Origin of the sequence: Qipengyuania sp. GPGPB31 (genome assembly GCF_038396345.1) — a bacterium.
In the GTDB taxonomy this organism is placed as follows: Bacteria; Pseudomonadota; Alphaproteobacteria; order Sphingomonadales; family Sphingomonadaceae; genus Qipengyuania; species Qipengyuania citrea.
In genome coordinates, this window is record NZ_CP149572.1 from 2085281 (window position 1) to 2109067 (window position 23787).

At 64.5% G+C, this 23787-nt stretch carries 23 protein-coding genes; 9 read left to right on the forward strand and 14 right to left on the reverse strand.

The features are described from left to right. Positions 1-55: 55 nt before the first annotated feature. Positions 56-1363 (reverse strand): hemolysin family protein, encoded by a 1308-nt coding sequence (locus WKH79_RS10485; RefSeq protein WP_230832267.1) that lies wholly within the window; start codon positions 1361-1363, stop codon positions 56-58. 186 nt (positions 1364-1549) lie between these two features. Between WKH79_RS10485 and WKH79_RS10490 the strand changes: the two genes are divergently transcribed. Next, a complete protein-coding gene (locus tag WKH79_RS10490) occupies positions 1550-2245 on the forward strand; it encodes an OmpA family protein (RefSeq protein WP_050601422.1) in 696 nt (231 codons plus the stop codon). An 81-nt stretch (positions 2246-2326) separates the two neighbouring features. Here WKH79_RS10490 and WKH79_RS10495 read toward each other — a convergent pair whose 3' ends face one another. Beyond that, the gene (locus WKH79_RS10495; RefSeq protein ID WP_341858824.1) at positions 2327-3106 is read right to left on the reverse strand and encodes a 3'(2'),5'-bisphosphate nucleotidase CysQ; all 780 of its coding nucleotides are present in this window, start codon (positions 3104-3106) and stop codon (positions 2327-2329) included. A 118-nt stretch (positions 3107-3224) separates the two neighbouring features. Here WKH79_RS10495 and sucC point away from each other — a divergent pair, with 118 nt between their 5' ends. Beyond that, positions 3225-4424 carry an ADP-forming succinate--CoA ligase subunit beta gene (sucC, locus tag WKH79_RS10500; protein WP_050601424.1) on the forward strand — a complete coding sequence of 400 codons (1200 nt, stop codon included), beginning with the start codon at positions 3225-3227 and terminating at the stop codon, positions 4422-4424. Positions 4425-4549: 125 nt separating this feature from the next. On the opposite strand, the gene WKH79_RS10505 is transcribed toward sucC, so the two are convergent. Then, on the reverse strand, positions 4550-5059 hold the full coding sequence (locus tag WKH79_RS10505) for a DUF6265 family protein (protein WP_341858825.1): 510 nt from the start codon (positions 5057-5059) through the stop codon (positions 4550-4552). Between the two features lie 201 nt (positions 5060-5260). On the opposite strand from WKH79_RS10505, the gene WKH79_RS10510 reads away from it, so the two are divergent. Further along, on the forward strand, positions 5261-6007 hold the full coding sequence (locus WKH79_RS10510; protein WP_341858826.1) for an electron transfer flavoprotein subunit beta/FixA family protein: 747 nt from the start codon (positions 5261-5263) through the stop codon (positions 6005-6007). Between the two features lie 27 nt (positions 6008-6034). After that, the gene (locus WKH79_RS10515) at positions 6035-6964 is read left to right on the forward strand and encodes an electron transfer flavoprotein subunit alpha/FixB family protein (protein WP_341858827.1); all 930 of its coding nucleotides are present in this window, start codon (positions 6035-6037) and stop codon (positions 6962-6964) included. 204 nt (positions 6965-7168) lie between these two features. Here the strand turns inward: WKH79_RS10515 and WKH79_RS10520 are convergent, their stop codons facing one another. From WKH79_RS10520 to WKH79_RS10545, 6 genes are all read right to left on the reverse strand, one after another. Continuing rightward, positions 7169-8383, reverse strand: a complete 1215-nt coding sequence (locus WKH79_RS10520) for a DUF445 domain-containing protein (RefSeq protein WP_341860115.1) — start codon at positions 8381-8383, stop codon at positions 7169-7171. 65 nt (positions 8384-8448) lie between these two features. Continuing rightward, positions 8449-11925: an efflux RND transporter permease subunit gene (locus WKH79_RS10525; protein ID WP_341858828.1), complete on the reverse strand. Its 3477-nt coding sequence runs from the start codon at positions 11923-11925 to the stop codon at positions 8449-8451. A 14-nt stretch (positions 11926-11939) separates the two neighbouring features. Then, positions 11940-13142, reverse strand: coding sequence for an efflux RND transporter periplasmic adaptor subunit (locus tag WKH79_RS10530; RefSeq protein WP_063511043.1), 1203 nt, complete (start codon positions 13140-13142; stop codon positions 11940-11942). A 240-nt stretch (positions 13143-13382) separates the two neighbouring features. Next, positions 13383-13646 (reverse strand): GlsB/YeaQ/YmgE family stress response membrane protein, encoded by a 264-nt coding sequence (locus WKH79_RS10535; protein ID WP_050601431.1) that lies wholly within the window; start codon positions 13644-13646, stop codon positions 13383-13385. Between the two features lie 134 nt (positions 13647-13780). Then, entirely contained in the window at positions 13781-14080 is a 300-nt protein-coding gene (locus WKH79_RS10540; protein WP_050601432.1) for a DUF1153 domain-containing protein, read from the reverse strand. A 3-nt stretch (positions 14081-14083) separates the two neighbouring features. Further along, a complete protein-coding gene (locus tag WKH79_RS10545; protein ID WP_156488744.1) occupies positions 14084-14371 on the reverse strand; it encodes a hypothetical protein in 288 nt (95 codons plus the stop codon). 108 nt (positions 14372-14479) lie between these two features. On the opposite strand from WKH79_RS10545, the gene mnmA reads away from it, so the two are divergent. Then, positions 14480-15634 carry a tRNA 2-thiouridine(34) synthase MnmA gene (gene mnmA / locus WKH79_RS10550; RefSeq protein WP_341860116.1) on the forward strand — a complete coding sequence of 385 codons (1155 nt, stop codon included), beginning with the start codon at positions 14480-14482 and terminating at the stop codon, positions 15632-15634. Here mnmA and WKH79_RS10555 read toward each other — a convergent pair. Further along, entirely contained in the window at positions 15631-15975 is a 345-nt protein-coding gene (locus WKH79_RS10555; RefSeq protein ID WP_341858829.1) for a hypothetical protein, read from the reverse strand. The two genes, mnmA and WKH79_RS10555, sit on opposite strands and share 4 nt — an antisense overlap. Positions 15976-16005: 30 nt before the next feature. Between WKH79_RS10555 and WKH79_RS10560 the strand changes: the two genes are divergently transcribed. Continuing rightward, on the forward strand, positions 16006-17133 hold the full coding sequence (locus WKH79_RS10560; RefSeq protein ID WP_341858830.1) for a serine hydrolase: 1128 nt from the start codon (positions 16006-16008) through the stop codon (positions 17131-17133). Here WKH79_RS10560 and WKH79_RS10565 read toward each other — a convergent pair. The 3 genes from WKH79_RS10565 to pdxH are packed head-to-tail and all read right to left on the reverse strand — an operon-like array spanning position 17130 to position 19464. Continuing rightward, entirely contained in the window at positions 17130-17927 is a 798-nt protein-coding gene (locus WKH79_RS10565) for a PhzF family phenazine biosynthesis protein (protein ID WP_341858831.1), read from the reverse strand. The genes WKH79_RS10560 and WKH79_RS10565 overlap by 4 nt on opposite strands. Continuing rightward, complete coding sequence (locus tag WKH79_RS10570) at positions 17924-18859, reverse strand: cation diffusion facilitator family transporter (protein WP_063505502.1); 936 nt, start codon at positions 18857-18859, stop codon at positions 17924-17926. The genes WKH79_RS10565 and WKH79_RS10570 overlap by 4 nt, the downstream gene beginning before the upstream one ends. Beyond that, positions 18856-19464: a pyridoxamine 5'-phosphate oxidase gene (gene pdxH, locus WKH79_RS10575; RefSeq protein WP_341858832.1), complete on the reverse strand. Its 609-nt coding sequence runs from the start codon at positions 19462-19464 to the stop codon at positions 18856-18858. Before pdxH ends, WKH79_RS10570 begins: the two co-directional genes overlap by 4 nt. Positions 19465-19666: 202 nt before the next feature. Here pdxH and WKH79_RS10580 point away from each other — a divergent pair, with 202 nt between their 5' ends. The 3 genes from WKH79_RS10580 to fabI are packed head-to-tail and all read left to right on the forward strand — an operon-like array spanning position 19667 to position 22452. Further along, complete coding sequence (locus WKH79_RS10580; RefSeq protein ID WP_063505504.1) at positions 19667-20626, forward strand: J domain-containing protein; 960 nt, start codon at positions 19667-19669, stop codon at positions 20624-20626. Between the two features lie 18 nt (positions 20627-20644). Beyond that, entirely contained in the window at positions 20645-21652 is a 1008-nt protein-coding gene (locus WKH79_RS10585; RefSeq protein ID WP_341858833.1) for a YihY/virulence factor BrkB family protein, read from the forward strand. Next, positions 21649-22452, forward strand: coding sequence for an enoyl-ACP reductase FabI (fabI, locus tag WKH79_RS10590; protein ID WP_341858834.1), 804 nt, complete (start codon positions 21649-21651; stop codon positions 22450-22452). The genes WKH79_RS10585 and fabI overlap by 4 nt, the downstream gene beginning before the upstream one ends. A 16-nt stretch (positions 22453-22468) precedes the next feature. Here the strand turns inward: fabI and wecC are convergent, their stop codons facing one another. Then, complete coding sequence (gene wecC, locus WKH79_RS10595) at positions 22469-23734, reverse strand: UDP-N-acetyl-D-mannosamine dehydrogenase (protein WP_341858835.1); 1266 nt, start codon at positions 23732-23734, stop codon at positions 22469-22471. Positions 23735-23787 lie beyond the last annotated feature (53 nt).

Sequence of the window (23787 nt, forward strand, 5' to 3'; positions counted from 1 at the left end):
TTGGAAGAAGCTGCCGGCACCAGTGCCGGCAGATTTCCACGCCGCGTCAGGCAGGCTACGCTGCCCCGTCCGCCTCGTTGCTTACCAGCAGCTTGTCGATCCGGCGGCCATCCATATCGACGACTTCGAAACGCCAGCCCTGATCGGTGAAATGGTCGCCTTCGTTGGGCAGGCGCTTGAGCACATGCAGTGCGTACCCCGCCGCGGTGCCGAATTCGCGGTCTTCGCCATATTCGATGCCCAGCCGATCGGCGAGCACGTCGGCGGATAGCGAGCCCGATACCAGCAGGCTGCCATCGGCGCGCTCGGTAACCCCCGGCGAATCGCCCGGGTCCTGATCACTCGCGAAATCGCCGACCAGCGCAGTGAGCAGGTCTACCGGCGTAACGATACCATCGAGATGACCGTATTCGTCATGCACCATCGCCATGGCGATTTCGGCCTGTTGCAGCACGCGCAGTGCGTCGACCGCGTCCAACTGGTCGGGGACCACCTCGGTCTTGCTCATCAGCGCGGCAATATCGACCGGCTCGTTGGCGATGAGGCGCGACAGGATATCGCGCACCTTGACCACGCCCAGCACCCTGTCGGGCGAGCCTTCGGCCACGGGCAACAGCGAATGGGGGCTGGCGTCGAGCACCGCGCGAACCGCAGCTTCGTCCGCCGCAATATCGATCCAGTCGACTTCCGTGCGCGGGGTCATCAGCTCGCGCACGGGCCGCTGGGCCAGCCGGACGACGCCTTGCAGCATCTGGTGCTGTTCGTGTTCGATGACGCCGCTGCGCGTGGCTTCGGCAAACAGCATGTGCAGCTCTTCGGCGGTAACCGCGCTCTGGCCTGCCGGCCGCACGCCGAGCAGCCGGATCAGCAGACCGGACGAGGCGTCAAGCAACCACACCAGCGGGGCGGCGACCTTGGCCAGCACCGCCATCGGCCGCGCCATGTAGATCGCGATTGGCACCGCAGCGCGGAGAGCCACCTGCTTGGGCACGAGCTCGCCAACCACAAGGCTGAGGTAAGTGGTCAGTGCGATTACCGTGGCGAAGCCCGCCTGGTCCGCCCAGTCCGCAGGAACGCCGAGCACGGCCAGGCGCTCGCCCACCGGTCCGCCGAGGCTGGCTCCAGAATAGGCGCCCGCCACGATTCCGATCAGCGTAATGCCGATTTGCACGGTCGAGAGGAACTTGCCCGGTTCCGCGCCCAGCGAAAGCGCGATCTGCGCGCCGCGATTGCCTTGCTGCGCTGCCGTACGCAGCGGGGCGGTGCGCGCCGACACGATGGCCAGTTCGCTCATGGCGAACACGCCGTTGAGCACGATCAGTCCTGCAATGATCAGCAGGTCGGTCCAGGGAAAAGGTGTCACCCGCGCGTGGCTAGCACAATTGGTCCAAGCTGCCAGCGTTTCGTGCGACTTATCTGCGCCGGGCGCGGAACAGGCGCGCCGCTGGGCGGTTGGCTTGGTTGTGACGTGGGTGGGCGCGTCCGGGATATTTCGCCTGGCACCAAGCCCGTATTGGGGCCGTCTGCCACCTCAGAGGAGGAAAACTACATGAAAAAATCGCGCATTCTTACCGCCAGCCTCGCTGCCGTATCGATGATGACCGTATCGGCCTGCGTAACCGACCCCAACACCGGCGAACGCAAGGTTTCGCGGACCGTGCTCGGCACGGCCGGCGGCGCACTTGCCGGCGGCCTGCTCGGCGGCGTGATCGGCGGCAAGACCGGACGCATCATCGGCGCGGCAGCTGGCGGCGTGGCCGGCGGCGTGGTTGGCTACAACATGGATCAGCAGATCAAGGAACTCGAAGAGCAGACGGCCGGTTCGGGCGTCGACGTCAGCGAAACCGATGGCGGCGAAGCGATCCTGGTCAACCTGCCCGACGGCGTGACCTTCGCCACCGGCAGCTACACCATCACTCCGGGCTTCCGTGACCTGCTCGACCGCGTGGCCTCGAGCCTGACGCAATATCCCAACAGCCTCGTCGACGTATACGGGCATACCGATACCGTCGGTTCGGCCGATTCGAACCAGCGCCTGTCCGAACAGCGCGCGCAGGCAGTGGCGAATTACCTGACGTCGCGCGGCGTCGATTCATCGCGCATCCGCTGGATGGGCTTCGGCGAGACCCGCCCCAAGGTTTCCACCGGCGACAATGTCAACGAACCGCTCAATCGCCGCGTCGAAATCAAGATCATTCCGTTCGACCAGCAGGACATCCAGGCGGCCCAGTCGCAGGGAATGTAACGGACAAGTCCGACATTCAGATCATCGATCGGGGCCGGCATTGCGCTGGCCCCGATTTCGTTCGGGCAGCTCTTCCAGCCGTTATTCGGGCGGGTTGTCCATTCGCCGTGCCAGCCGCTCCACGGCATTGGCATGAATATCGGGCGCGCTGACCAATACGCCGAAGTCCCGCGGGTCGCGCTTGTTGTAGTCGAGCTTGCGGCCATAGGCGTCGCTCACTGCGGCACCGGCCTCGCGCGCGATCATTCCGGCCGCGGCGATATCCCATTCGAAACCCCAACGCACCGTCGCAACCAGATCCGCTTCGTCCGCCGCCACCATCGCGATTCGCAAGGCGATCGAATTGGGCTGGTCGACCGTGACCAGATCGGTGTCGGTCTTGGGCAAGACATGCGCAGGCACACGCGATCCGGCAAATTCGCGGCGGGTGGAAGCAGTCAGCCGCGTACCGTTGCGGAACGCGCCCTGCCCTGCAACCGCTTGCCATGTCTCGCCTCGCGCAGGGGCACACAGCGTGCCGATCAGTGGCCGGCCAGCGCTAATAAGCGCGACCGAAACCGCCCAGCCGCTGCGCCCACGGATGAAATCGCGGGTCCCGTCGACCGGGTCCACCAGCCAGATCAGGTCGTGGCCGAGACGCGCCGGGTCATCGGCGGTTTCTTCGGACAGCCACCCCGCGGAAGGCAGCAGCGCGCCAAGCTCGCGCTTGAGGAAGGCATCGACTGCGAGGTCGGCCTCGCACACCGGATCACCCGGTTTCTTTTCCCATGCATCCAGCGCATTGCCCGCCCCCGGCCACAGATCGTATGCGATCCGTCCGGCTTCGGAGACGATGGATTCGAGGCGCTGGCTGTCGATCATGGCTATCGGTCCGCGCCCTGCACCCGAAAGCGGGCCTTTTCAAGCGGGCCCAGACATGCTTATGGCCGGTGCGACTCTTATTCCCCCACGCGCGTCACGCGAAGGACGAAGGATTCCCATGAACATCCACGAATACCAGGCCAAGGAACTGCTTGCGAAATACGGCATCGGCATCCCCGCCGGCCATGCCGCCCTTACTGTCGAAGAAGCGGTGGAAGGCGCCAAGAAGCTGCCCGGTCCGCTCTACGTCGTGAAAGCGCAGATCCACGCCGGGGGCCGCGGCAAGGGCACGTTCAAGGAACTCGGCCCCGATGCCAAGGGTGGCGTACGTCTGTCGAAGAGCATCGAGGAAGTCGAAGCCAACGCCAAGGACATGCTCGGCAACACGCTGGTCACTGTCCAGACCGGCGATGCCGGCAAGCAAGTCAACCGGCTCTATGTGACCGACGGTGTCGACATCGCGCAGGAATACTATCTGTCGATGCTGGTCGACCGCGCCACCGGCCGGGTCGCCATGATCGTTTCGACCGAAGGCGGGATGGACATCGAGGAAGTCGCGCATTCGACTCCTGAAAAGATCACCACCATTACCATCGACCCGGCGCAGGGCTTCATGCCGCACCACGGCCGCGCAGTGGCCTTCGCGCTGAAGCTGACGGGAGACCTCAACAAGCAGGCGCAGAAACTTGCCAAGCAGCTCTACACTGCCTTCATGGATCTCGACTGCGAGATGCTCGAGATCAATCCTTTGGTCGAAACCGAGGACGGCAACCTGCTCGTGCTCGATACCAAGATGAGCTTCGACGGCAATGCGCTGTTCCGCCACAAGGATGTCGAGGCGCTGCGCGACGAGACCGAGGAAGACCCGGCCGAAGTCGAAGCCAGCGAATACGACCTGGCCTATATCAAGCTCGACGGCAGCATCGGCTGCATGGTCAATGGCGCGGGCCTCGCCATGGCGACGATGGACATCATCAAGCTCAATGGCGCCTTCCCTGCCAACTTCCTCGACGTGGGCGGCGGCGCGACCACCGAGAAGGTGACGGCGGCGTTCAAGATCATTCTCAAGGACCCCGCGGTCGAAGGCATCCTCGTCAACATCTTCGGCGGGATCATGAAGTGCGACGTCATCGCCAATGGCATCGTCCAGGCCGCGAAGGACGTGAATCTCTCGGTCCCGCTGGTGGTCCGCCTCGAAGGCACCAATGTCGAAGAAGGCAAGGCCATCCTCGACAACTCGGGTCTCGCGATCGTCAGCGCCGACGATCTGGGCGACGCAGCGAAGAAGATCGTCGCCGAAGTGAAGCAGGCAGCCTGATCGGCGCCTAACGAATTGCCGCATCCGCTCGTGCGGGCATCATGCCTGTGCGAGCGGGGCGGCCCGATCCCCCGGTCCCGAATACAGGTCGGGCCATGCGAACAGCGGGTTTCGCAGGCGTGCTTTCAGCGAATGCGGGTAAAGCGGAACACCAGTTCCTCGGCCGCTTCGCCGGCGCCTTTTACCCGGACCGCCACCAGCAGCCCGTCCGCGCCATCGCAGCGATAGGTCAATGCGCTGAAATAGGCGGCACATTCCTCGATCGCCAGCAGCGGGAAGGACACCATCTCGTCCTTCTCCTCCCAGCCAGTGAGGTCGGGATTGAAATGCTTGAGCCGGACGACGAGCGATCCGGCGTCTTCGGCAATATACATGTGCTCGGTGAACATGATGCCGCCGGCCGGCGTTTCCTGCAGGAAGCTTCCCACCATGGTTCCGCCGCTTGAGGGGAGCCAGCTCTCGTATGCCGCCGCTTCGCCGATCCCGCTGCCGTGCCATTGGCCGACCAGCCAATCGAGCGCTTCCACCTGCGCCGGCGGAGGTATGTGACCCTCCGGAGCGACGCGGGTTTCGTTCGCCTGCGCCGGTGGCGCCATCAGCGCTCCCACGGCCGCGGCAATCGTCCAGACGCGCATGGCTTTCCTCCCATCGACAGGAGGCGAAACTATTCGCCTCGCCAGCCATAGTAAAGCTGCAGGCCGGCAACGCTTGACCCGCCGTGCCGGTCACGCGAGGGATCGTGCCAAGCGCCGCATGGTGGCACTCCGGCTTGCTTGACGTTTACGTAAACGCAAGCTAGGCGGTGCCTACAGTTTCTATCGAGAGGAAGGTATCGCATGAAAATCCTCGTCCCCGTGAAACGGGTGATCGATTACAACGTCAAACCGCGCGTCAAGGCGGACGGTTCGGGCGTGGACCTCGCCAACGTCAAGATGAGCATGAATCCCTTCGACGAAATTGCCGTCGAAGAAGCCATCCGCCTCAAGGAAGCGGGCAAGGCCGAGGAAATCATCGCCGTCAGCATCGGCCCGGCAAAGGCGCAGGAAACGCTGCGCACGGCGCTCGCGATGGGTGCCGACCGCGCGATCCTGGTCGAAACAGACGATGCGGTCGAACCGCTAGCAGTCGCGAAGATCCTCAAGGCGATCGCCGCTGAGGAAGAGCCCGGCCTGGTGATGTTGGGCAAGCAAGCGATCGATGACGATTCGAACCAGACCGGCCAGATGCTCGCCGCGCTTATGGGCCGTCCGCAGGGTACCTTCGCTAACACCGTCGAAGTCGATGGCGACAGCGTCACCGTGAAGCGTGAAGTCGACGGCGGTCTGCAGACGGTGAAGCTCAACCTGCCGGCAATCGTCACCACCGATCTGCGTCTGAACGAGCCGCGCTACGCATCGCTGCCCAATATCATGAAGGCGAAGAAGAAGCCGCTCGAGACCAAGTCGCCCGCCGATTACGGTGTCGATACCGCACTCCGCCTGACGACCACGAATGTCTCCGAACCGCCGGTTCGCCAGGCAGGCGAGAAGGTCGAGGATGTCGATGCGCTGGTCGCCAAGATCAAAGCGCTCGGTATCGCCTAAGTCAGACAGACGAGAAGGAATACAGACATGAAAACCCTCGTTTGGGTCGAACACGACAACGCCAGCCTCGCCGATGCCACGCTGGCGGCGGTTACCGCCGCCGGAAAGCTGGGCGAAGTCCACCTGCTGGTCGCTGGTTCGGGCTGCCGCGCAGTGGCCGACCAGGCGGCGAAGATCGCCGGCGTCGGCAAGGTCCACATCGCCGACAATGAAGCCTATGCCAACGCGCTGGCCGAAAACGTTGCCCCGCTGGTGGCCGAGCTGATGGAACATCACGACGCATTCGTGGCGCCCGCCACCACCACCGGCAAGAACATCGCGCCGCGCGTCGCCGCGCTGCTCGACGTCATGCAGATTTCGGACATCCTTTCGGTCGAAGGCGACAAGACCTTCACTCGCCCGATTTATGCCGGCAACGCCATCGCGACGGTCGAATCCTCCGATCCCAAGCTGGTCATTACCGTCCGCGGCACCGCCTTCGACAAGGCCGATGCCGATGGCGGTTCGGCCGAGATCGAAGAGGTTTCGGGCCCGACTGATGCAGGTCTCTCGAGCTTCGTCAGCGAAGAAATCGCCGAAAGCGATCGTCCCGAACTGACCAGTGCCAAGGTTATCGTCTCAGGCGGCCGCGCACTCAAGGATTCGGAAACCTTCGAACAGGTCATTACCCCGCTCGCCGACAAGCTCGGCGCCGGTATTGGCGCAAGCCGGGCGGCGGTCGACGCGGGTTATGTCCCCAATGACTACCAGGTCGGCCAGACGGGCAAGATCGTCGCTCCCGAGGTCTATATCGCGATCGGTATCTCGGGTGCGATCCAGCACCTTGCCGGGATGAAGGATTCCAAGACCATCATCGCGATCAACAAGGACGAGGATGCGCCGATCTTCCAGGTTGCCGATGTCGGCCTGGTCGCCGACCTGTTCAAGGCAGTGCCGGAGCTGACTGAAAAGCTCTGAGCGCAAAGTTCGACCGAACAATCAACCCTCCCGTCGATGTTCGACGGGAGGGTTTTCCTTTGCCCGCATCCGCCGTTCGGCCGGCATCGCATTCTGGTAGGCAAACGGCATCGCCGGATTGCCGCAAGGACAATTCAGGTCGCGCAGCCCAGCGGATCGTTCGCGGTACCAAACGAACTCGCTCTATCGCGAAAGCGGTGCAAATCAGATTACGTAGACATCCAGCGCGTGGATCGTCAGCCCCACCAGCCCGCCGACCAGCGTGCCGTTGATGCGGATGAACTGGAGATCGCGGCCCACAGCGCTTTCCACTCGGTCGGTGATCGTCCCCGCATCCCAGCGGCGCACGGTTTCGGACACGAGCTGGACGATCTGGTCGCCGTAGCGGGTCGCGACCCCCACTGCGGTCCGGCGTGTGAAGCGATTGACCTGTCGCTGCAAGCGCTGGTCGTCACGCAGCGCGGCGCCGAGCTCCGCCAGCGTTTCGCCGATATAGCTGGGACCGGTTCCGCCGCTGGAATTGCGGATGCTCTTGATCAGCCCGGCACGCAGCCGTTCCCACACTCCCTGCCACCAGTCACCGATCGCAGGATTGTCGAGTAGCTCGTTCTTCAGCCGCTCGACCCGCTCCTGCATCACGGGGTCGTCCCGCAGACCGCGCGCGAGATCCTCCAGGCCTTCCTCGATCTTGTTGCGCAGCGGGTGCTCGGGATCGACCAGCACTTCGGCGAGCAGCTTGTAGAGCCCGTCGATGACCGAATTCGCCAGTCGCTCGTCAAGCCCGGTGAAGCGCAGAACCGCATTCGCGCGCCGGTGCACCATCTCGCGTACCATTGCCTCGTTGTCTTCGAGCACCAGACCCGCCCAGCGAATGATCTTGTCGATGAGCGGCTTGTGGCGCCCGTCGGCGATCATCGCTTCCAGCATGCCCCCGAGCAGCGGGGCGACCTCGAGTTTGCCAAGCTGGGTCTTGATCCCGCTGCGCACCTGCGTGCCCAGCCGGTCGGGATCGAGCGATTCGAGCACCTCCACCGCCAGCTCGCCGGCCCCCGCCTGGATCCGCGAATCCCTGGTCGCCCTGGGATCGGCGAGGTAACTGCCGATCGCACCGGCAAGGTTCATCGACCCCATCCGGCGGCCCACGACCGCCGGCGTCAGGAAATTGTCGCGCAGGAACCCCGCCATCGTATCGGCGATGCGGTCCTTGTTCTCGGGAATGATCGCCGTATGCGGGATTGGCAGGCCGAGCGGGCGGCGGAACAGCGCGGTCACCGCGAACCAGTCCGCCAGCCCGCCGACCATCGCGGCTTCCGCGAAGGCGTGGAGATAACCCCATCCCGGGTGCTCGCCCAGATACCGACCCGACCACAGGAACAGTGCCGCCATGAGGACGATCAGCCCCGTCGCCGTGCGCCGCATCATCCGTGCGCGATCCGCCGGGATCGGAACGCCGGCAGCCGCCCGGCCCGTTGGCAGTGGGTCGCTCACTCCGCGGGTTCGGCCCCCGGCCCGGCGGTGCTATCGCCGATGATGCCGCGCGTATCGTCGCCCTCCTTGTAGGTGAGCAGGCGGTTGCGCAGCCACGGTCCGACGCGCTTCTCGAAGCTGTCTGCAAGGCTGAAGCCGGCGGGGACGATCAGCAGCGTGAGCAGGGTCGACAGGATCAGCCCCCCGATTACCACCGTGCCCATCGGCGCGCGCCAGGCGCCGTCACCGGACCCCAGGACACCCGAAAGCGCGGTCGGAACCATGCCTGCGGTCATGGCAACGGTCGTCATCACGATCGGCTGGGCGCGCTTGTGGCCGGCGTCGATGATCGCGGGCAACTGGCGGGTGCCCTTGTCCATCTCCTCGATCGCGAAGTCGATCAGCAGGATCGAGTTCTTCGACACGATCCCCAGCAGCAGCAGGATACCGATATACACCGGCATCGACTGGGGTTGGCCGAACAGCCAGACCAGCAGGATGCCGCCCAGCGGAGCGAGCGCCAGGCTGGTCATGTTGACCAGCGGGCTCATCAGTCGCTTGTACAGCAGGACCAGCACTGCGAACACCAGCAGGACGCCCGACACGATGGCGATCAGAAGACTGCTGATCAGTTCCTGTTGCCATTCATCCTCGCCCACGACATCGCGGATGACCCCCTGCGGGAGATCCTGCAGGATCGGCAGCGCGTCGATCTCGGCCTGCGCCTCGCCCTTGACGACACCCTGCGCCAGATCAGCCCCCACCAGCACCCGGCGGTTCTGGTTGTAGCGCTGGATCGTTGTCGGGCCTGATCCGAAAGAAACATCGGCTACCCGCGAGAGCGGAACCGATCCGCCGCTGGCGGTCTGGACCGGCAGGTTGCGGATCGTTTCGAGGTCCTCGCGCGAGCGCTCGGGCAGCTTCACGCGGATCGGGATCTGCCGATCGGAGAGCGAGAACTTCGCGGCATTCTGTTCGATCTCGCCCATGGTGGCGATCCGGATCGTCTGGCTGATCGCAAGAGTCGTCACCCCGAGTTCCGCGGCGAGGTCCTCGCGCGGTTCGATGATCAGTTCGGGACGGTTGATGTCCGCACTGATTCGCGGGGCCACCAGCGTGTCGATCCCTTTCATCTGTTCGACCAGCGTGGCGGCGGTGTCGTTGAGCAGCTCGGGATTCGAACCGGCCAGCATCACTGTCACGTCGCGGCCCGAACCGAACCCGCCCGACTGCGAGGCGAAGCGCACCCTTGCGTCCGCGATCTTGGCGAATTCCGGTGCCAGGGCGCGTTCGAATTCGATCGAGGTGCGCTCGCGGTCGGGCTTGAGCGTGACGTAGAGCGTTGCCTGCCCTTCACGAACGCGTTCCAGAGCGAGTTCGACCTCTTGCTGCGCATAGAGGAGGTCGGCGACCTGATCGGTCACGCGCTCGGTGGTTTCGAGCGTGGTGCCCGGAACCATCTCGATTTCAACCCGGCTGTTTTCATCGTCGATGTTGGGCTGGAACTGGCCGGGGACGATGCTGAACAGGAGAATGGTAAGCAACAGCGCGAAATAGCCGACCCCGAGCATCCAGACCCGGTGATCGAGAAAGCGCGCATAGAGATACTGCCAGGCCTGCGCCATATGGTCGCCGAACATGCGGACGACGAACCCGGTTATGCGGAAGAATGCCAAGGCGGCGAGCAGGCCGATCGCCAGCGCCAAGGCAAGCTGGACCAGGCCGACGAGCGTGGCAAGGAACTTGACCAGGCCCTGCGGATCAGGATCGCCCCCAGTGATGAGATCGGGCAGCCCCAGTCCCTGGATGAGGGAAGACGCCTGAAAAGTCGCAATGGCCGAGATTGCCAAGGCGCCGAGCACGACCAGTAGCAATGCGACGATGTAAAGCCCGCGGCTGCGCGGCCCTTCTATACCCTGCCGGACCGCCAGCATCTTGCCGCGATCGAGAGACCAGCGCAGGATGCCCATGTACCGGTCCATCATGCGGCCCTCGCCATGCGCGGCCTGGCCGTGTGCCTTGAGGAAGTAGGCGGCCAGCATCGGCGTGATCATCCGGGCGACGGCAAGCGACATCAGCACCGCGACCACGACGGTGAAGCCGAAGTTCTTGAAGAACTGTCCCGAGATCCCGGGCATGGCCCCCACGGGGAAGAACACGGCGACGATACAGAAACTGGTGGCGACCACTGGCAGGCCGATCTCGTCAGCCGCGTCGATAGAGGCCTGGTAGGCAGTCTTGCCCATCCGCATGTGCCTCACGATGTTCTCGATCTCGACGATCGCATCGTCGACCAGCACGCCTGCGACCAGCGCCAGCGCCAGCAAGGACAGCTGGTTGAGGTTGAAGCCGAGCAGATCCATGAACCAGAAGGTCGGGATCGCGGACAGCGGGATCGCGACAGCCGATATCGCTGTCGCGCGCCAGTCGCGCAGGAAGAAGAACACGACCACGACGGCAAGGATGGCGCCCTCGATCATTGCCGCCATCGCGCTTTCGTACTGGTCCTTGGTGTATTTGACCGTGTTGAACAGCGGGATGAACTTGACCCCCGGATTCTCCGCTTCGATCTGCGCGATCTTCTCGAGCGCTTCTTCATAGACGGTCACGTCCGATGCGCCCTTGGCGCGGCTCATCGCGAAATTGACGACTTCCTTGTCGCGGACCTTGCTGATCGATGTGCGTTCCGAATAGCCATCGCGCACCGTGGCGACATCGGCCAGCTTGACCGTGCGGCCACCGCCCAGCTGGATCTGCCGCTGGCTGAGCGCGTAGGCATCCTCGCTGTTGCCCAGCACCCGCACCGATTGGCGCGTGCCGCCGACTTCGGCCATACCGCCCGCTGCATCGACATTGCTCTGGCGCAGCACGCCGTTGATTTGGCTTGCTGTTACTCCCAGCGCCTGCATCCGCGGCAGGTCGAGGATAACTTCGATCTCGCGGTCGACCCCGCCGAAGCGATTGACCTCGGCCATGCCTTCGATGCTGAGCAATTGCTTGGCGACCGAATCGTCGATGAACCAGCTAAGCCCTTCGATCGTCATGTCGTCGGCTTCGACCGCATAGATCGCGAGGAAGCCGCCGGAGATTTCCTCCTTGGTGACGCGCGGTTCGAGAATTCCGTCGGGCAGGGATCCACGGACCGTGTCGACTGCATTCTTGACTTCGGCGACCGCATCGTTGGGATCGGTGCCGATCTCGAACTCGATGAAGGTGTTCGAATTGCCCTCGCGCGCGGTCGAATTGAGCGAATTCACGCCGTTGATCGAGCGCACGGCGGATTCGACGCGCTGGGTGATCTGGTTCTCGATTTCGGTCGGCGCGGCGCCGGGCTGCGAAATCGAGACGTTGACGGCGGGAAACTCGATGTCTGGATTGTTGACAACATCCATCCGGGCGAAGCTGATCAGGCCCGCCAGCAGCAGCGCCGTGAACGCCACCAGCGGAATGACCGGGTTGCGAATCGACCAGGCAGAGATGTTGCGGAAATTCATCGAGTTACCCCTGCTTAGCCGTCGAGCTCGGCGAGCTGCGTCCGGACCGTTTCACCTTCGGTCAGGAAGCCCCCTGCGCGCAGCACGACACGTTCCGAACCGTTCAGCCCTTCGGCGATCACGATACCTTTCGACGTGACCGTGCCGGTGGTCACCGCGCGGCGTTCGGCCTTGTCCTCGCCATTGATGATCAGGACGTAAGCGCCGTCCTCGTCGGACAGCACCGCGCTTTCGGGAAGGATCGGCGCGACGACCGTGCCGCTGGCAATCGTTGCAGTGGCGAAACCACCCGGCCGCAGGCCCGGAGCGTAGCTCAGCGCAATGCGTGCAGTGCCCTGGCGATCCTGCTCGCTGATGATCGGCGAAACCTGCCAAACCTGCCCGGTGAACAGCTTGTCGGTGCCGACCGGGCGCACCTGCGCACGCGTCCCCGGCGAGATCGACGCCAGCGCATCTTCGTTGAGCCGCGCGAGCAGTTCCATTTCGCCCCCGCGGGCGATCCGGAACAGTGGCGGCGAACCGGCGCTGACCGTCTGGCCGGGTTCGACATTGCGTTCGAGCACATAACCCGCCGCGGGGGCGAGGATGTCGAGGCGGGCATTGCGCGCGCGCAATTCGGCCAGCTGCGCCTGTGCCACGCGGACGCGGGCGACGGCGGCATCGCGGGTCGCGGTCAACCGGTCGACATCGGCTTGCGAAACGAAGCCGCGTTCGACAAGCTGCAACGCGCGATCGAGATTGGCCTGCGCTAGATCGGCATCGGACTGCGCGACCTGGACCTGTGCGGAAAAGCTCTGGACCTGCTGCGACTGGACCGAGCGGTCGATCCGGGCAAGCACCTGGCCCTGACTTACCCAGTCGCCAGCATCGACCGGCACCGAGACGACACGGCCGCCCTCGCCCACGACGCCGACCGGCATTTCACGCCGCGCGGCGAGCGAGCCGGTTGCGGTGATTTCACCTTCGACCGTGGTCCGCCCCGGACGCACCACGGTAACCGTTGGCGCCTGCGCGTTTTCTTCCCCGGCGGGGGTCGTCGTGCCACCACGCATGGCGAAATAGGCCGCAATCGCGAGACCGAGGACGATAAGGCCGGCGATGATGATGATCCTGCGGCGATCCGTACGCCGTTTCTCGAGACGGTCGTCTTCGTCGGGATCGAAGTCAACCGTGATCGGATCGCCCTTCTCGGCCATTACACCTGACTCGTAATTCATGTCGTACCCTGCCCCAGAAGCGCTGCGAACGAGCAGTGTATTACATTGCTATATCACTCAGCGCAAGAATTTCGCATGGAGGCGATAGACCCGGGCCCAGCGCAGGGCAATCGACGCTTCGACCGGGGGCCGGTATAGCCGGACGAATGTCGCCCGCGCGCCACAAGCAGCACTGCCGCATATACGAAGGGCGGGACGTCCTGCGACGCCCCGCCCTGAAACTTCAGTAAGTGACCCAGTTTAACGGACGCGGCCACGCTGGATGAGATTGGCGATGCCGAGCAATACGATGGCACCGACCAGCGACATCAGCAGACCCGGAATGCTGAATTCGGTCAGCGTCGAGCCGACCCCGATTAGCGAACCGATGAAGCGGCCGATGAAAGAGCCGACGATGCCGACAACGATATTCCAAAAGATGCCCATCGAGGCGTCGCGGTTCATAACCAGGCTAGCCAGCCAACCGATAATCCCACCGACGATAATAGCGATAATCCAAGCCATTCGAATTCCTCCTGTTCTTCCCGTCAACCCGATGTGCCTTCAACGAAAGCATGGGCTGACCGGTTCCCCGAATTCGGCTCGAGGATGAACGCGCAGCGATGGAGGAGTCAAATCGTTCCCGTGACGGATGGCGATCAGTATTTGAGCTGGCGTTCGTAAAGGTCGCGGTAATGCTGAATCCGGGTGACGCGCAGCCCCTGCATGCCCGACCGATCGACAGCGCGCTGCCACGAAGCGAATTCCTCGAGGCTGAGCGAATAGCGTTCGAGCACCTCGTCGATCGTCAGCAACCCGCCATTCACCGCCGCGACCACTTCCGCCTTGCGCCGCACCACCCAGCGCTTCGTATCGGGCGAAGGCAAGTCGTCCACGGTTAACGGCTCGCCAAGCGGCCCGATAACCTGTGCAGGGCGGATGTCCTGGTTTTCGATCATTCTCTACTCTCTGTCGCCTTGGTCCGCGTCGTTCGCGGGATGACCAAGACCTAGGGGGGCGGCTTTTCCATCGCTTAAAGCAGCTTGGTTAACGGTCAGTTTACCTTCTTCATTGCCCTCGCGGCGGGCTTGCCCAAAGGCATTGAAGCCAGCCTCCACCCGTTCGAATTCATCGCGCAAATCGCGAGTCGCGGCGAGTTTCGCGACCAGATCGGTCCAGCGAAACTGGCGCAGATCCGCGCTTCCGCGCTGATCCGGTAGCGTTTTTTCTTTGGAGCGGCCCTCAAACATGGTCTCCGTACATAGGCCACCCATGGTAAACGGATCGTGAAGGTCGCAGCAGCGCTCGCCAGCCCTTGGTATCTGGCGGCCTCGCGCCAATCCGTGTATGGCTTTGCCATGCCCGCAACCGATATCCTTTCGCCGGACCAGGCCGCCGCTCTGTTCGACCTGCCGCGACCGGCAGCCGAATGCCGCATCGTCGTCGCCATGTCGGGCGGCGTCGACAGTTCGGTGGTCGCCGCGCTTGCCGCAAGGACGGGTGCCGAAGTCATCGGCATCACCCTGCAACTGTACGATTACGGCGCCGCCACGGGGCGCAAGGGCGCCTGCTGCGCTGGCGATGACATCCGCGATGCACGCGAGGTCGCCGAACGGCTGGGCATCGCGCATTACGTCCATGACCACGAGGGCGCTTTTCGCGAAGAAGTGGTTGAGACATTCGCCGACGACTACCTCGCCGGACGGACGCCCGTGCCCTGCATCCGCTGCAACATGGGGCCCAAGTTCACCGATCTGCTCGACATGGCGCGTGAACTGGGGGCGGACTGCCTTGCCACCGGGCATTACGTGAAGCGCGTCATGGGGACAGCCGGCCCCGAATTGCACCGCGCTGCCGATCCTGCGCGCGACCAGTCCTATTTTCTCTATGCCACCACCGACGACCAGCTGGCCTTCCTGCGCTTCCCGCTCGGCGGCATGCCGAAAGCGGAAGTGCGCGAGCTTGCCGAAGGGTCGGGATTGCGCAACGCTGCCAAGCCCGACAGCCAGGATATCTGCTTCGTACCCGATGGCGACTATGCCAAGATCGTGCGCAAGATGCGGCCCGAAGGCGCACAGCCGGGGGCGATCGTCCATGCCGCGACCGGAGAGCAGCTGGGCGAACACAAGGGCGTCATCCACTATACGGTAGGCCAGCGCCGCGGACTCGACATCGGGGGCCAGCCCGAACCGCTGTATGTCGTCGGCATCGACGCCGCGTCCGCACAGGTCAGGGTCGGGCCCAAGCGCATGCTGGCCGTGACCGCCGCGCAGATCATCGAGACCAACCGCATCGGTCCGCTGCCCGATGTCCCGCTGACCGCCAAGGTGCGCAGCCTCGCCAAACCGGTGCCGGTCACGCTCGAAGGCTCGCTGGGCAATGGGGCCGAAGTTGCGATCCGTTTTGCCGATCCGGAATTCGGCGTCGCGCCCGGCCAGGCGGCCGTCCTCTACGCGGGCGAGAGGGTCGTTGGCGGCGGATGGATCGATTCGACGACCCGCGTCGCCGCCTAGTCGCGCCACTCCTGCAGGACGCAGCCATAGCCTTCCCGGTAGGCGGCGGTTTCCGATGCGACCAGCGGGATCGATGCCGTGACGCTCCTGGCCGCCGCGTCATCGCTGAGCGAAACCAGCTCCATCCCTGCCAGCCTGTCCTTGGCGCAATCGTCCAGGCTGCGATCCGCGACGAAACGACACGAGCAGCCGACCCGCGCGGCATAGGCAACCCCTGCCCCGCCGGTCTTGCGCAGCCCTTCGCCCCACGCGAGCCACGCCGCACCGAGCAGCACGGCGACAAGCAGGATCGACCAGAACCAGAAGCGGGTTTTGCGAGTGCGGGTTTTGGCCGTTGCCAAGCGGGATTCCTTCATGCGAGTGACGCACATATGTTCATGCGGCCCACCCCCCTTATCGCGCTTGCGCTCGCCACCTCAAGCCTTGCGTCCTGCGGGTCGTCCGGACCGGCGCAGGAACCCCCGCTCAGCGAAGAAGCGCTCGCTGCGGTAAGCAAGCAGCCCGGCGCGCCCACCCGGCCGCTGGCGCGGGCAGCGGACGATCTGTTCACGCGCGAGGGCCTTGGCGAAACCCGCGCGCTGGTGGTTTATCACGGAGGCACCCTGGCGGTTGAGCGCTATGCGCCAGGATATGATGCCGACACGCGTTTCGTCAGCTGGTCCATGGCCAAGACGGTCACCGCGATCATGATCGGCATGCTGGTTGCCGACGGGCAGCTCCGGCTCGATGCGCCCGCGCCCGTGCCCCGGTGGCAGCGCACCGGCGATCCGCGCGCCGAAATCACCCTGCGCCACCTGCTGCAGATGCGCGCCGGGCTCGAACATACCGAGGCCGGCGACCCACCCTATGACAGCAGCGAAGTGCGCATGCTGTTCCTCGACGGGCGCGACGACATGGCCGATTACGCCACCGCGCAGCCGCTCGAGGCGGAACCGGGCGAACGGTTCGAATACTCCTCCAACACCACTGTCATCCTCGCCGATATCGCGGCCCGGGCGCTGACCGGCAGCAGCGATCCAGATATCCGCCGGCAGGCGGTGACCGACTATCTCGCCGCTCGGCTGTTCGAACCGCTGGGCATGACCAGCGTGGTGCCCGAATTCGATCGCGCCGGCACGCTGATCGGCGGCAGCCTGATCCATGCCACCGCCCGCGACTGGGCCAAGCTGGGCGAGCTGCTGCGCAACAAGGGCTCCTATCGCGGCGAGCAGCTGGTGCCGCGCGCCTGGGTCGAGGAAATGGTCACCCCCAGCCCCAAGAGCCCGCATTACGGGCTGCAGACATGGCTCAACCGGCCGACGGGTGAAGACCAGCACCCGCTGATACCTGCCCGCGCGCCCGAATCCGCCTTTTCGATGATCGGGCACATGGGCCAGTATGTCTTTGTTTCGCCCGCGCAGAAGCTCACCATCGTCAGGCTCGGCCATTCCGACGCGCCCGAGCGCCGCGCCATGCTGCAGCAGCTGGCGGATCTCATCGAATTGTACCCCGCCAGCTAGGGCAGGAGGAACCGGCCCTCGACCACGGTCACACAGTCGCCGGACAAGATCGCCTGCTCGCCATCGCGGCGGCAAGTGGCATGGCCGCCGCGCTGCGACGCCTGGAACGCGGTGAAGCTGTCGCGTCCCAGCCGTTCGGTCCAGAAATAGGTCAGCGCGGCATGGGCGGAGCCGGTGAAACTGTCTTCGTCCACCCCGCTTCCCGGTACGAACACGCGGCTGACGACATCGCTGTCCGAACCGCGCGCAGTGCAGATGAACTGGTCGCTGCCCAGCGCGCCCAGGCCGCGCAGGTCGGGATCGAGTGCGCGCACCTGCGCTTCGCGGTCGAACAGATAGATGCCGTAGCCATCCTCGTTCAGCCACACTTCGGCCGGTTCGGAGCCGAGCAACGCCGCCGCTTCGGGCCATGATCCCGGCGCACTGCGGATAAGCGGCAGCGCCAGTTCGTATCCCGTGCCGGTGCGCGCGACTTCGAGAAGCCCGGCCCTGCGCGTACGAAAGGTGACCCTGTCGCCTCCATCGCGGATTAGCAGCACATGTCCGCTCGCCAGCGTGGCGTGGCCGCACAGGCGGATTTCCTCGGCCGGGGTGAACCAGCGCAGCTCCCACTCGTCCGCGCCACTCTCGTCGCGGACGAGGAAAGCGGTCTCGGCGAAATTGTTCTCTTCGGCTATCGCCAGCAATTCGGCATCGTCGGGCCAGCGCTCGAGCGGCATCACCGCAGCCTGGTTGCCCGTGAACGGCCGGTCGGCGAATGCGTCGACATGCCAATAGGGTATCGTGCGGCTCATGCGTCTTTCTCCAGCTTGGCGAATTCATTGTCTTCGACCAGCGGGTTGTCGGGCTCGTCGACATGGCCTTCGGGGTCGATGTGGATCAGCAATTCGGTTCCGGGAAACTGTTCGAGCAGGTCGGCCTCGACCCGGTCGATGATCGCATGCGCGGCCGCAATGGTCAGCGCCGGGGGCAGGTCGACATGGAACTGGACGAAGTCGCGGTTCCCGCTGGTGCGCGTCCGCAGGTCGTGGAGATTGGACAGTTCGGGATGGCGCGCCGCAGCTTCGACGAAGGCCTGGCGCTTTTCGTCGGGCCATTCGCGGTCCATCAGATCGTCGACCGCATCGCTCGCCCCGCGCCATGCGCCCCATGCCAGCCAGCCGGCAATGGCCAGGCCGAACAGCGGATCGGCGATCCCGAAACCCGCATATTGGTCGAGCACCAGCGCGGCGATCACGGCAAGATTGAGCAGCAGGTCGGACTTGTAATGCAGGTGATCGGTCTGGATCGCGAGGCTCCGCGTCCGGTTCATTACGAATCGCTGCCAGGAAAGCAGCGCGAAAGTGAGCGCGATGGCGATCAGCGACACCGCGATGCCTTCCTGCGCCGCAGCGGTGGGCCCGCCCGCCGCCAGCTGCATGATCGCGCGCACCGCAATGCCGAATGCCGAAAGCGCGATCAGCATCACCTGGAAGATCGCCGCGAGCGCCTCGGCCTTGCCATGGCCGAAGCGGTGATCCTCGTCGGCAGGCATCGACGCGATCCAGACGCCGGTCAGCGTGGCAAGGCTGGCCACGAGATCGAGCGCCGAATCGGCCAGGCTGCCGAGCATGGCAGTGGACCCGGTCCGCCAGCTAGCCCAGGTCTTGAGCGCGACCAGTATCAGCGCGACCGAGATCGACGCGACGGCAGCGGACCGCGCGAGCAGGGCGCGATCGGTCGTCATGGGTACAGAAGCGTGTCGGACCACGCCTCTTCCGCAGCATCGCGGACGAACAGCCGGCGATCATGCAGCCGGTACTGGCGATCCTGCCAGAACTCGATCCGCCGCGGGCTGAGCCGGAAACCCGTCCAGTGCGGCGGGCGCGGAATGTCACCTTCGGGATAGCGTTCCTCGAGCGCCGTTACCCGGTCGAGATAGACCTGCCGGTCGGGCAGCGCGCGCGACTGGTCGCTGGCTGCCGAGCCGATCTGGGAGACGCGCGGCCGCGAATGGAAATAGGCGTCGGCTTCCGCGCTGCTCACTTCCTCCAGCGGGCCTTCGATGCGAATCTGGCGGCGCAGGCTCTTCCAGTGAAACAGCAGCGCCGCACGCATATTGGCGTGGATCTGTTCGCCCTTGCGGCTTTCGGCATTGGTATAGAACACGAAACCGTCCGGGCCGTGGCCCTTCAGCAGCACCATGCGGACCGAGGGCAGCCCGTCTTCCGACGCGGTTGCGAGCGCCATCGCATTGGGATCGTTGGGTTCGCTTTCCTTCGCTTCGGCGTACCACACTTCGAAGAGCATGAAGGGATCGCTTTGCGGGATGGCGCTTTCGTCGGACTGCATGCGGGCTTTCCTAGGGGGTGGGAGACTTGGAACACATGGAACACGGTTCTGGAGCAAAATTCTGCGCGGGCCGTTGGCGCTTCGAGAGCGGTACAGACAGGAGAATTGCGGTATCCATGATTGATCCCCTATCCCCGATCCCAGCCGTAGGAAACCGCGCGTGCTTGCGCGGTGCCGCTGTAGTGCCTAGCTGATACGCCAAATGGCCACGAACTCTTCAGATCCCTATGCCACGCTCGGCGTCAGCCGCAATGCGTCCGAGAAAGACATCAAGAGCGCTTATCGCACGCTGGCGAAGGAGTTGCACCCAGACCGCAACAAGGACAATCCGCAAGCGTCCGAACGCTTCAGCAAGGTCACCAATGCCTATGACCTGCTGTCCGACAAGGACAAGCGAGCGCAGTTCGACCGCGGCGAAATCGATGCCGATGGCAATCCGGCCAATCCCTTCGCCGGCATGGGCGGCGGCGGGTTCAGGCCCGGCGGCGGCCAACGCGGCTACCGGCCCGAAGACATGCAGGGTTTCGGCACCGAGGACGTCGACCTGGGCGATATCTTCGAAGGATTGTTCGGCGGCCGCGGCCCGCGCGGTGGACCCGGCGGCAGCCCCTTCGGCGGGGCGCAGCAGCGACGCGCGCCGCAAAAGGGCGCCGATGTCGCATACCGGCTGCGGGTCCCCTTCATCGATGCCGCGACGCTCAAGCCGCAGCGGATCACGCTGGCGGACGGCAAGACGATCGATCTGAAACTCCCCAACGGGGTCGAGGACGGGACGCAGATGCGCCTGAAGGGCAAGGGCGAACAGGGGCCCGGCGGACCGGGCGACGGGCTGGTCACGATCGCGATCGACCCGCACAGTTTCTTCAAGCGCCATGATGACGATGTGCGCTTCGACCTGCCGATCACGCTCGACGAGGCGGTTAACGGCGGCAAGGTCCGCGTCCCGACGGTCGATGGCCCGGTCATGATGACGCTCAAGCCCGGGACCAGCGGCGGCACCGTGCTGCGCCTCAAGGGCAAGGGGTTCACCCGCAAGACCGGCACCCGCGGCGACCAGCTGGTAACGCTCGAAATCCAGCTGCCCGATACGCTCGACGAACTTGCCAAGCGCCTCGATGGATGGAAGGACGAGAGCGATCCGCGGAGCAAGCTCGGGGTGTAGCCCTTGTCGCAAAAGGAAATGCCGGACAACTGGCGACGCGAAATCCAGTCGCTTTCGCCCGAGAAGCGGCGCGAGGAAGCCCGCGATCTGCGCGGCCGGATCGAACAGCAGGTCGGCCCGGGAACACGCGCCTGGAAAGTCGCCAAGCGTGCGCTGATCGGCACCTATAACGACGGGTTCATCCACGCGGGCAATCTGGCCTATCTGTCGATGCTGGCGATCTTCCCTTTCTTCATCCTCGGCGCGGCGGTGTTTTCCGCCTTCGGCGAGGAAGCCGAACGCGCGGCCACCATCAACGCCGTCCTCTATGCGCTGCCGCCAATGGTCGGCAGCGTCATCGAACCCGTCGCGCGCGACGTGATCGAAGCGCGCAGCGGCTGGCTGCTCTGGGCCGGGGCGGCGGTGGCGCTGTGGACCGTGGGCAGCCTGATCGAAACGATCCGTGACATTCTGCGGCGCGCCTATGGCACGCAGGCGACGCATGCCTTCTGGAAATACCGGCTGCTGTCCGCGGGCGTTATCCTCGCCGCGGTCTTTCTCCTGCTGCTCAGCCTGATAGCGCAATTCCTGATCGGCGCGGCGCAGGAGGTGATCGAGGCCTATTTCCCCCAGCTGGTCGACCGCGTGGTGGCGCTGCGCCTGTCGCGGATCGTGCCGTCGCTCGGCCTGTTTGGCTCGCTCTACCTGATCTTCTATTCGCTGACCCCGTCCAAATACCGGCGCAAGCGGTATCCCAAGTGGCCGGGGGTGCTCCTCACCACGATCTGGTGGATCGCGGTGACCACGATCATGCCAGCAGTGCTGCGCAATTTCTTCGCCTACGACCTGACCTATGGCGGGCTTGCGGGCGTGATGATCGTCCTGTTCTTTTTCTGGCTTGTCGGGCTCGGGGTGGTTATCGGCGCGGAACTGAATGCGGCGCTGGCCGAGACGCCCGAAGAGGAACTCAGCCAGACGGAAGAAACCGACGAAGGCCGCCGCGCCGCCCTGGCGCGCGAAATGGAAGAAGAGGAGCATGCCGCATGAGCGGGTTGATGGCAGGTAAGCGCGGGCTGATCATGGGGCTCGCCAACGACAAGTCGCTGGCATGGGGCATCGCCAGGCAACTGGCGGAGCATGGGGCGGAACTGGCCTTTTCCTACCAGGGCGAAGCGCTCAAGAAGCGCGTCGGCCCGCTGGCGGAACAGGTGGGCAGCGATTTCCTGATCGAATGCGACGTATCGGACATGGATACGCTCGACACCGCCTTCGATACGCTCAAGTCGCGCTGGGAGACGATCGACTTCGTCGTTCACGCGATCGGCTTTTCGGACAAGAGCGAACTGCGCGGGAAATATGTCGACACCAGCCTCGACAACTTCCTGATGACGATGAACATCTCCGCCTATTCGCTGGTCGCGGTGGCCAAGCGCGCACGCGCCATGATGCCCGAGGGCGGTTCGATCCTGACGCTGACCTATTACGGCGCGGAGAAGGTCATTCCGCATTACAACGTGATGGGCGTGGCCAAGGCGGCGCTGGAATCCAGCGTGAAATATCTCGCCAACGATCTCGGCCCGGAAAACATCCGCGTCAATGCGATCAGCGCCGGCCCGGTGAAAACGCTCGCTGCGAGCGGGATCGGCGACTTCCGCTATATCCTCAAATGGAACGAGCTCAATTCGCCGCTGCGGCGTAATATTACCATCGACGATGTCGGCGGCTCGGGCCTCTATCTGCTGTCCGACCTGTCATCGGGCGTGACGGGTGAAACGCACCATGTAGACGGCGGCTACCACGTCGTGGGCATGAAACAGGAAGACGCGCCCGATATCGCGCTCGATTAGCGAACTGCCCTGCGGCTCAGGCCACGTCGGGCCATATCCCGCGCGTGTCGTAAACCGCCTTGCCCAGCCGCTCTTCGGGCGGAATTACCTTGAAGACATCGTGGTCTACCAGCGGGATCAGCACCTCCGATTCCTCTAGCGCGGTGTCGATATCAACCAGTTCGGCGCCAGTGCCTTCGAATTCGGCTGGCAGGGCGCCGGCATAGGGTTCGACCACCTGCACGCGCGCGCCGAATTCGCGGGCAAGCGATGCGGCGACGAAGCGCGCGGGCGATTCGCGAAAGTCGTCGATATTGGCCTTGAAGGCGAGCCCAAGGCAGGCAATCTTCGCGTCCGGATGGGCCGCGGCCAGTGCCCGCGCGCGGGCCAGGACGTGGTGCATCTTGGCGTCGTTGGTATCGCGGGCCTGGCGGATGATCTTGGCCTCGTCGGGCGCGCCATGGACGATGAACCAGGGATCGACTGCGATGCAGTGCCCGCCTACGCCCGGCCCGGGGGTGAGGATATTCACACGCGGATGCCGATTGGCCAGGCGGATGACCTCCCACACGTCGAGCCCCTGACGGTCGGCGATCATCGAAAGCTCGTTCGCGAAGGCGATGTTGACGTCGCGAAAGGCGTTTTCGACCAGCTTGGTCATTTCGGCGCTGCGCGCATCGGTGGTGACGCATTCGCCCTTCACGAAGCGTTTGTAGAACGCCAGCGCCTTGCGCGCGCACCGCGGAGTGATTCCGCCGATCGAACGGTCGTTATGCGTCAGTTCTTCGAGGATCCGGCCGGGCAGCACGCGTTCGGGGCAATAGGCGATGCTTACGTCGGGCAGCCCCTCGGTCAGCCCGGGCAATGCAAGATCGGGACGCCGCGCGGCGATGGCATCGCGCATGGCCTCCGTGGTGCCGACCGGCGAAGTCGATTCCAGGATGACCGTATCGCCTTTTCTTAGGACAGCAGCGACCTGCTCTGCCGCGGCCATGACATAGGAAGTATCGGGGGTGTGGTTGCCATCCTTGGCGAACGGCGTGGGTACCGCGATGACGAAGACATCCGCGGGCGCAACTTCGGTCGAGGCCTTGAGCAGGCCGCGCTGCACGACCGCCTGGACCAGCCCGTCGAGATCGACCTCCTCGATATGGATCTCGCCGCGATTGATAGTGTCGACCACGGTCTGCGTCACATCGACGCCGTGCACCGGACACCCGGCGCGTGCAATGATCGCCGCCGTGGGCAAGCCGATATAGCCGAGACCGATGACGCACACATCCGGCTTTGTATCACCACGCATGAAACTGTTTCCCTGAACCTTTGGCGGGTTGTGGTAGCGCGTGTCGGTAAATT

Excerpts from the sequence above, each read along its gene's own strand:
- WKH79_RS10505 (WP_341858825.1), bottom strand. The coding sequence starts at position 5,059 with ATGCGCGTCTGGACGATTGCCGCGGCCGTGGGAGCGCTGATGGCGCCA.
- WKH79_RS10545 (WP_156488744.1), bottom strand. The coding sequence starts at position 14,371 with ATGTTTGAGGGCCGCTCCAAAGAAAAAACGCTACCGGATCAGCGCGGA.
- WKH79_RS10525 (WP_341858828.1), bottom strand. The coding sequence starts at position 11,925 with ATGAATTTCCGCAACATCTCTGCCTGGTCGATTCGCAACCCGGTCATT.
- WKH79_RS10570 (WP_063505502.1), bottom strand. The coding sequence starts at position 18,859 with ATGACGACCGATCGCGCCCTGCTCGCGCGGTCCGCTGCCGTCGCGTCG.
- WKH79_RS10585 (WP_341858833.1), top strand. The coding sequence starts at position 20,645 with ATGCCGGACAACTGGCGACGCGAAATCCAGTCGCTTTCGCCCGAGAAG.
- WKH79_RS10530 (WP_063511043.1), bottom strand. The coding sequence starts at position 13,142 with ATGAATTACGAGTCAGGTGTAATGGCCGAGAAGGGCGATCCGATCACG.
- mnmA (WP_341860116.1), top strand. The coding sequence starts at position 14,480 with ATGCCCGCAACCGATATCCTTTCGCCGGACCAGGCCGCCGCTCTGTTC.
- pdxH (WP_341858832.1), bottom strand. The coding sequence starts at position 19,464 with ATGCAGTCCGACGAAAGCGCCATCCCGCAAAGCGATCCCTTCATGCTC.
- WKH79_RS10510 (WP_341858826.1), top strand. The coding sequence starts at position 5,261 with ATGAAAATCCTCGTCCCCGTGAAACGGGTGATCGATTACAACGTCAAA.
- WKH79_RS10535 (WP_050601431.1), bottom strand. The coding sequence starts at position 13,646 with ATGGCTTGGATTATCGCTATTATCGTCGGTGGGATTATCGGTTGGCTG.
- WKH79_RS10495 (WP_341858824.1), bottom strand. The coding sequence starts at position 3,106 with ATGATCGACAGCCAGCGCCTCGAATCCATCGTCTCCGAAGCCGGACGG.
- WKH79_RS10520 (WP_341860115.1), bottom strand. The coding sequence starts at position 8,383 with ATGCGGCGCACGGCGACGGGGCTGATCGTCCTCATGGCGGCACTGTTC.
- WKH79_RS10560 (WP_341858830.1), top strand. The coding sequence starts at position 16,006 with ATGTTCATGCGGCCCACCCCCCTTATCGCGCTTGCGCTCGCCACCTCA.
- WKH79_RS10515 (WP_341858827.1), top strand. The coding sequence starts at position 6,035 with ATGAAAACCCTCGTTTGGGTCGAACACGACAACGCCAGCCTCGCCGAT.
- WKH79_RS10580 (WP_063505504.1), top strand. The coding sequence starts at position 19,667 with ATGGCCACGAACTCTTCAGATCCCTATGCCACGCTCGGCGTCAGCCGC.
- WKH79_RS10540 (WP_050601432.1), bottom strand. The coding sequence starts at position 14,080 with ATGATCGAAAACCAGGACATCCGCCCTGCACAGGTTATCGGGCCGCTT.
- WKH79_RS10490 (WP_050601422.1), top strand. The coding sequence starts at position 1,550 with ATGAAAAAATCGCGCATTCTTACCGCCAGCCTCGCTGCCGTATCGATG.
- sucC (WP_050601424.1), top strand. The coding sequence starts at position 3,225 with ATGAACATCCACGAATACCAGGCCAAGGAACTGCTTGCGAAATACGGC.
- wecC (WP_341858835.1), bottom strand. The coding sequence starts at position 23,734 with ATGCGTGGTGATACAAAGCCGGATGTGTGCGTCATCGGTCTCGGCTAT.
- WKH79_RS10565 (WP_341858831.1), bottom strand. The coding sequence starts at position 17,927 with ATGAGCCGCACGATACCCTATTGGCATGTCGACGCATTCGCCGACCGG.
- fabI (WP_341858834.1), top strand. The coding sequence starts at position 21,649 with ATGAGCGGGTTGATGGCAGGTAAGCGCGGGCTGATCATGGGGCTCGCC.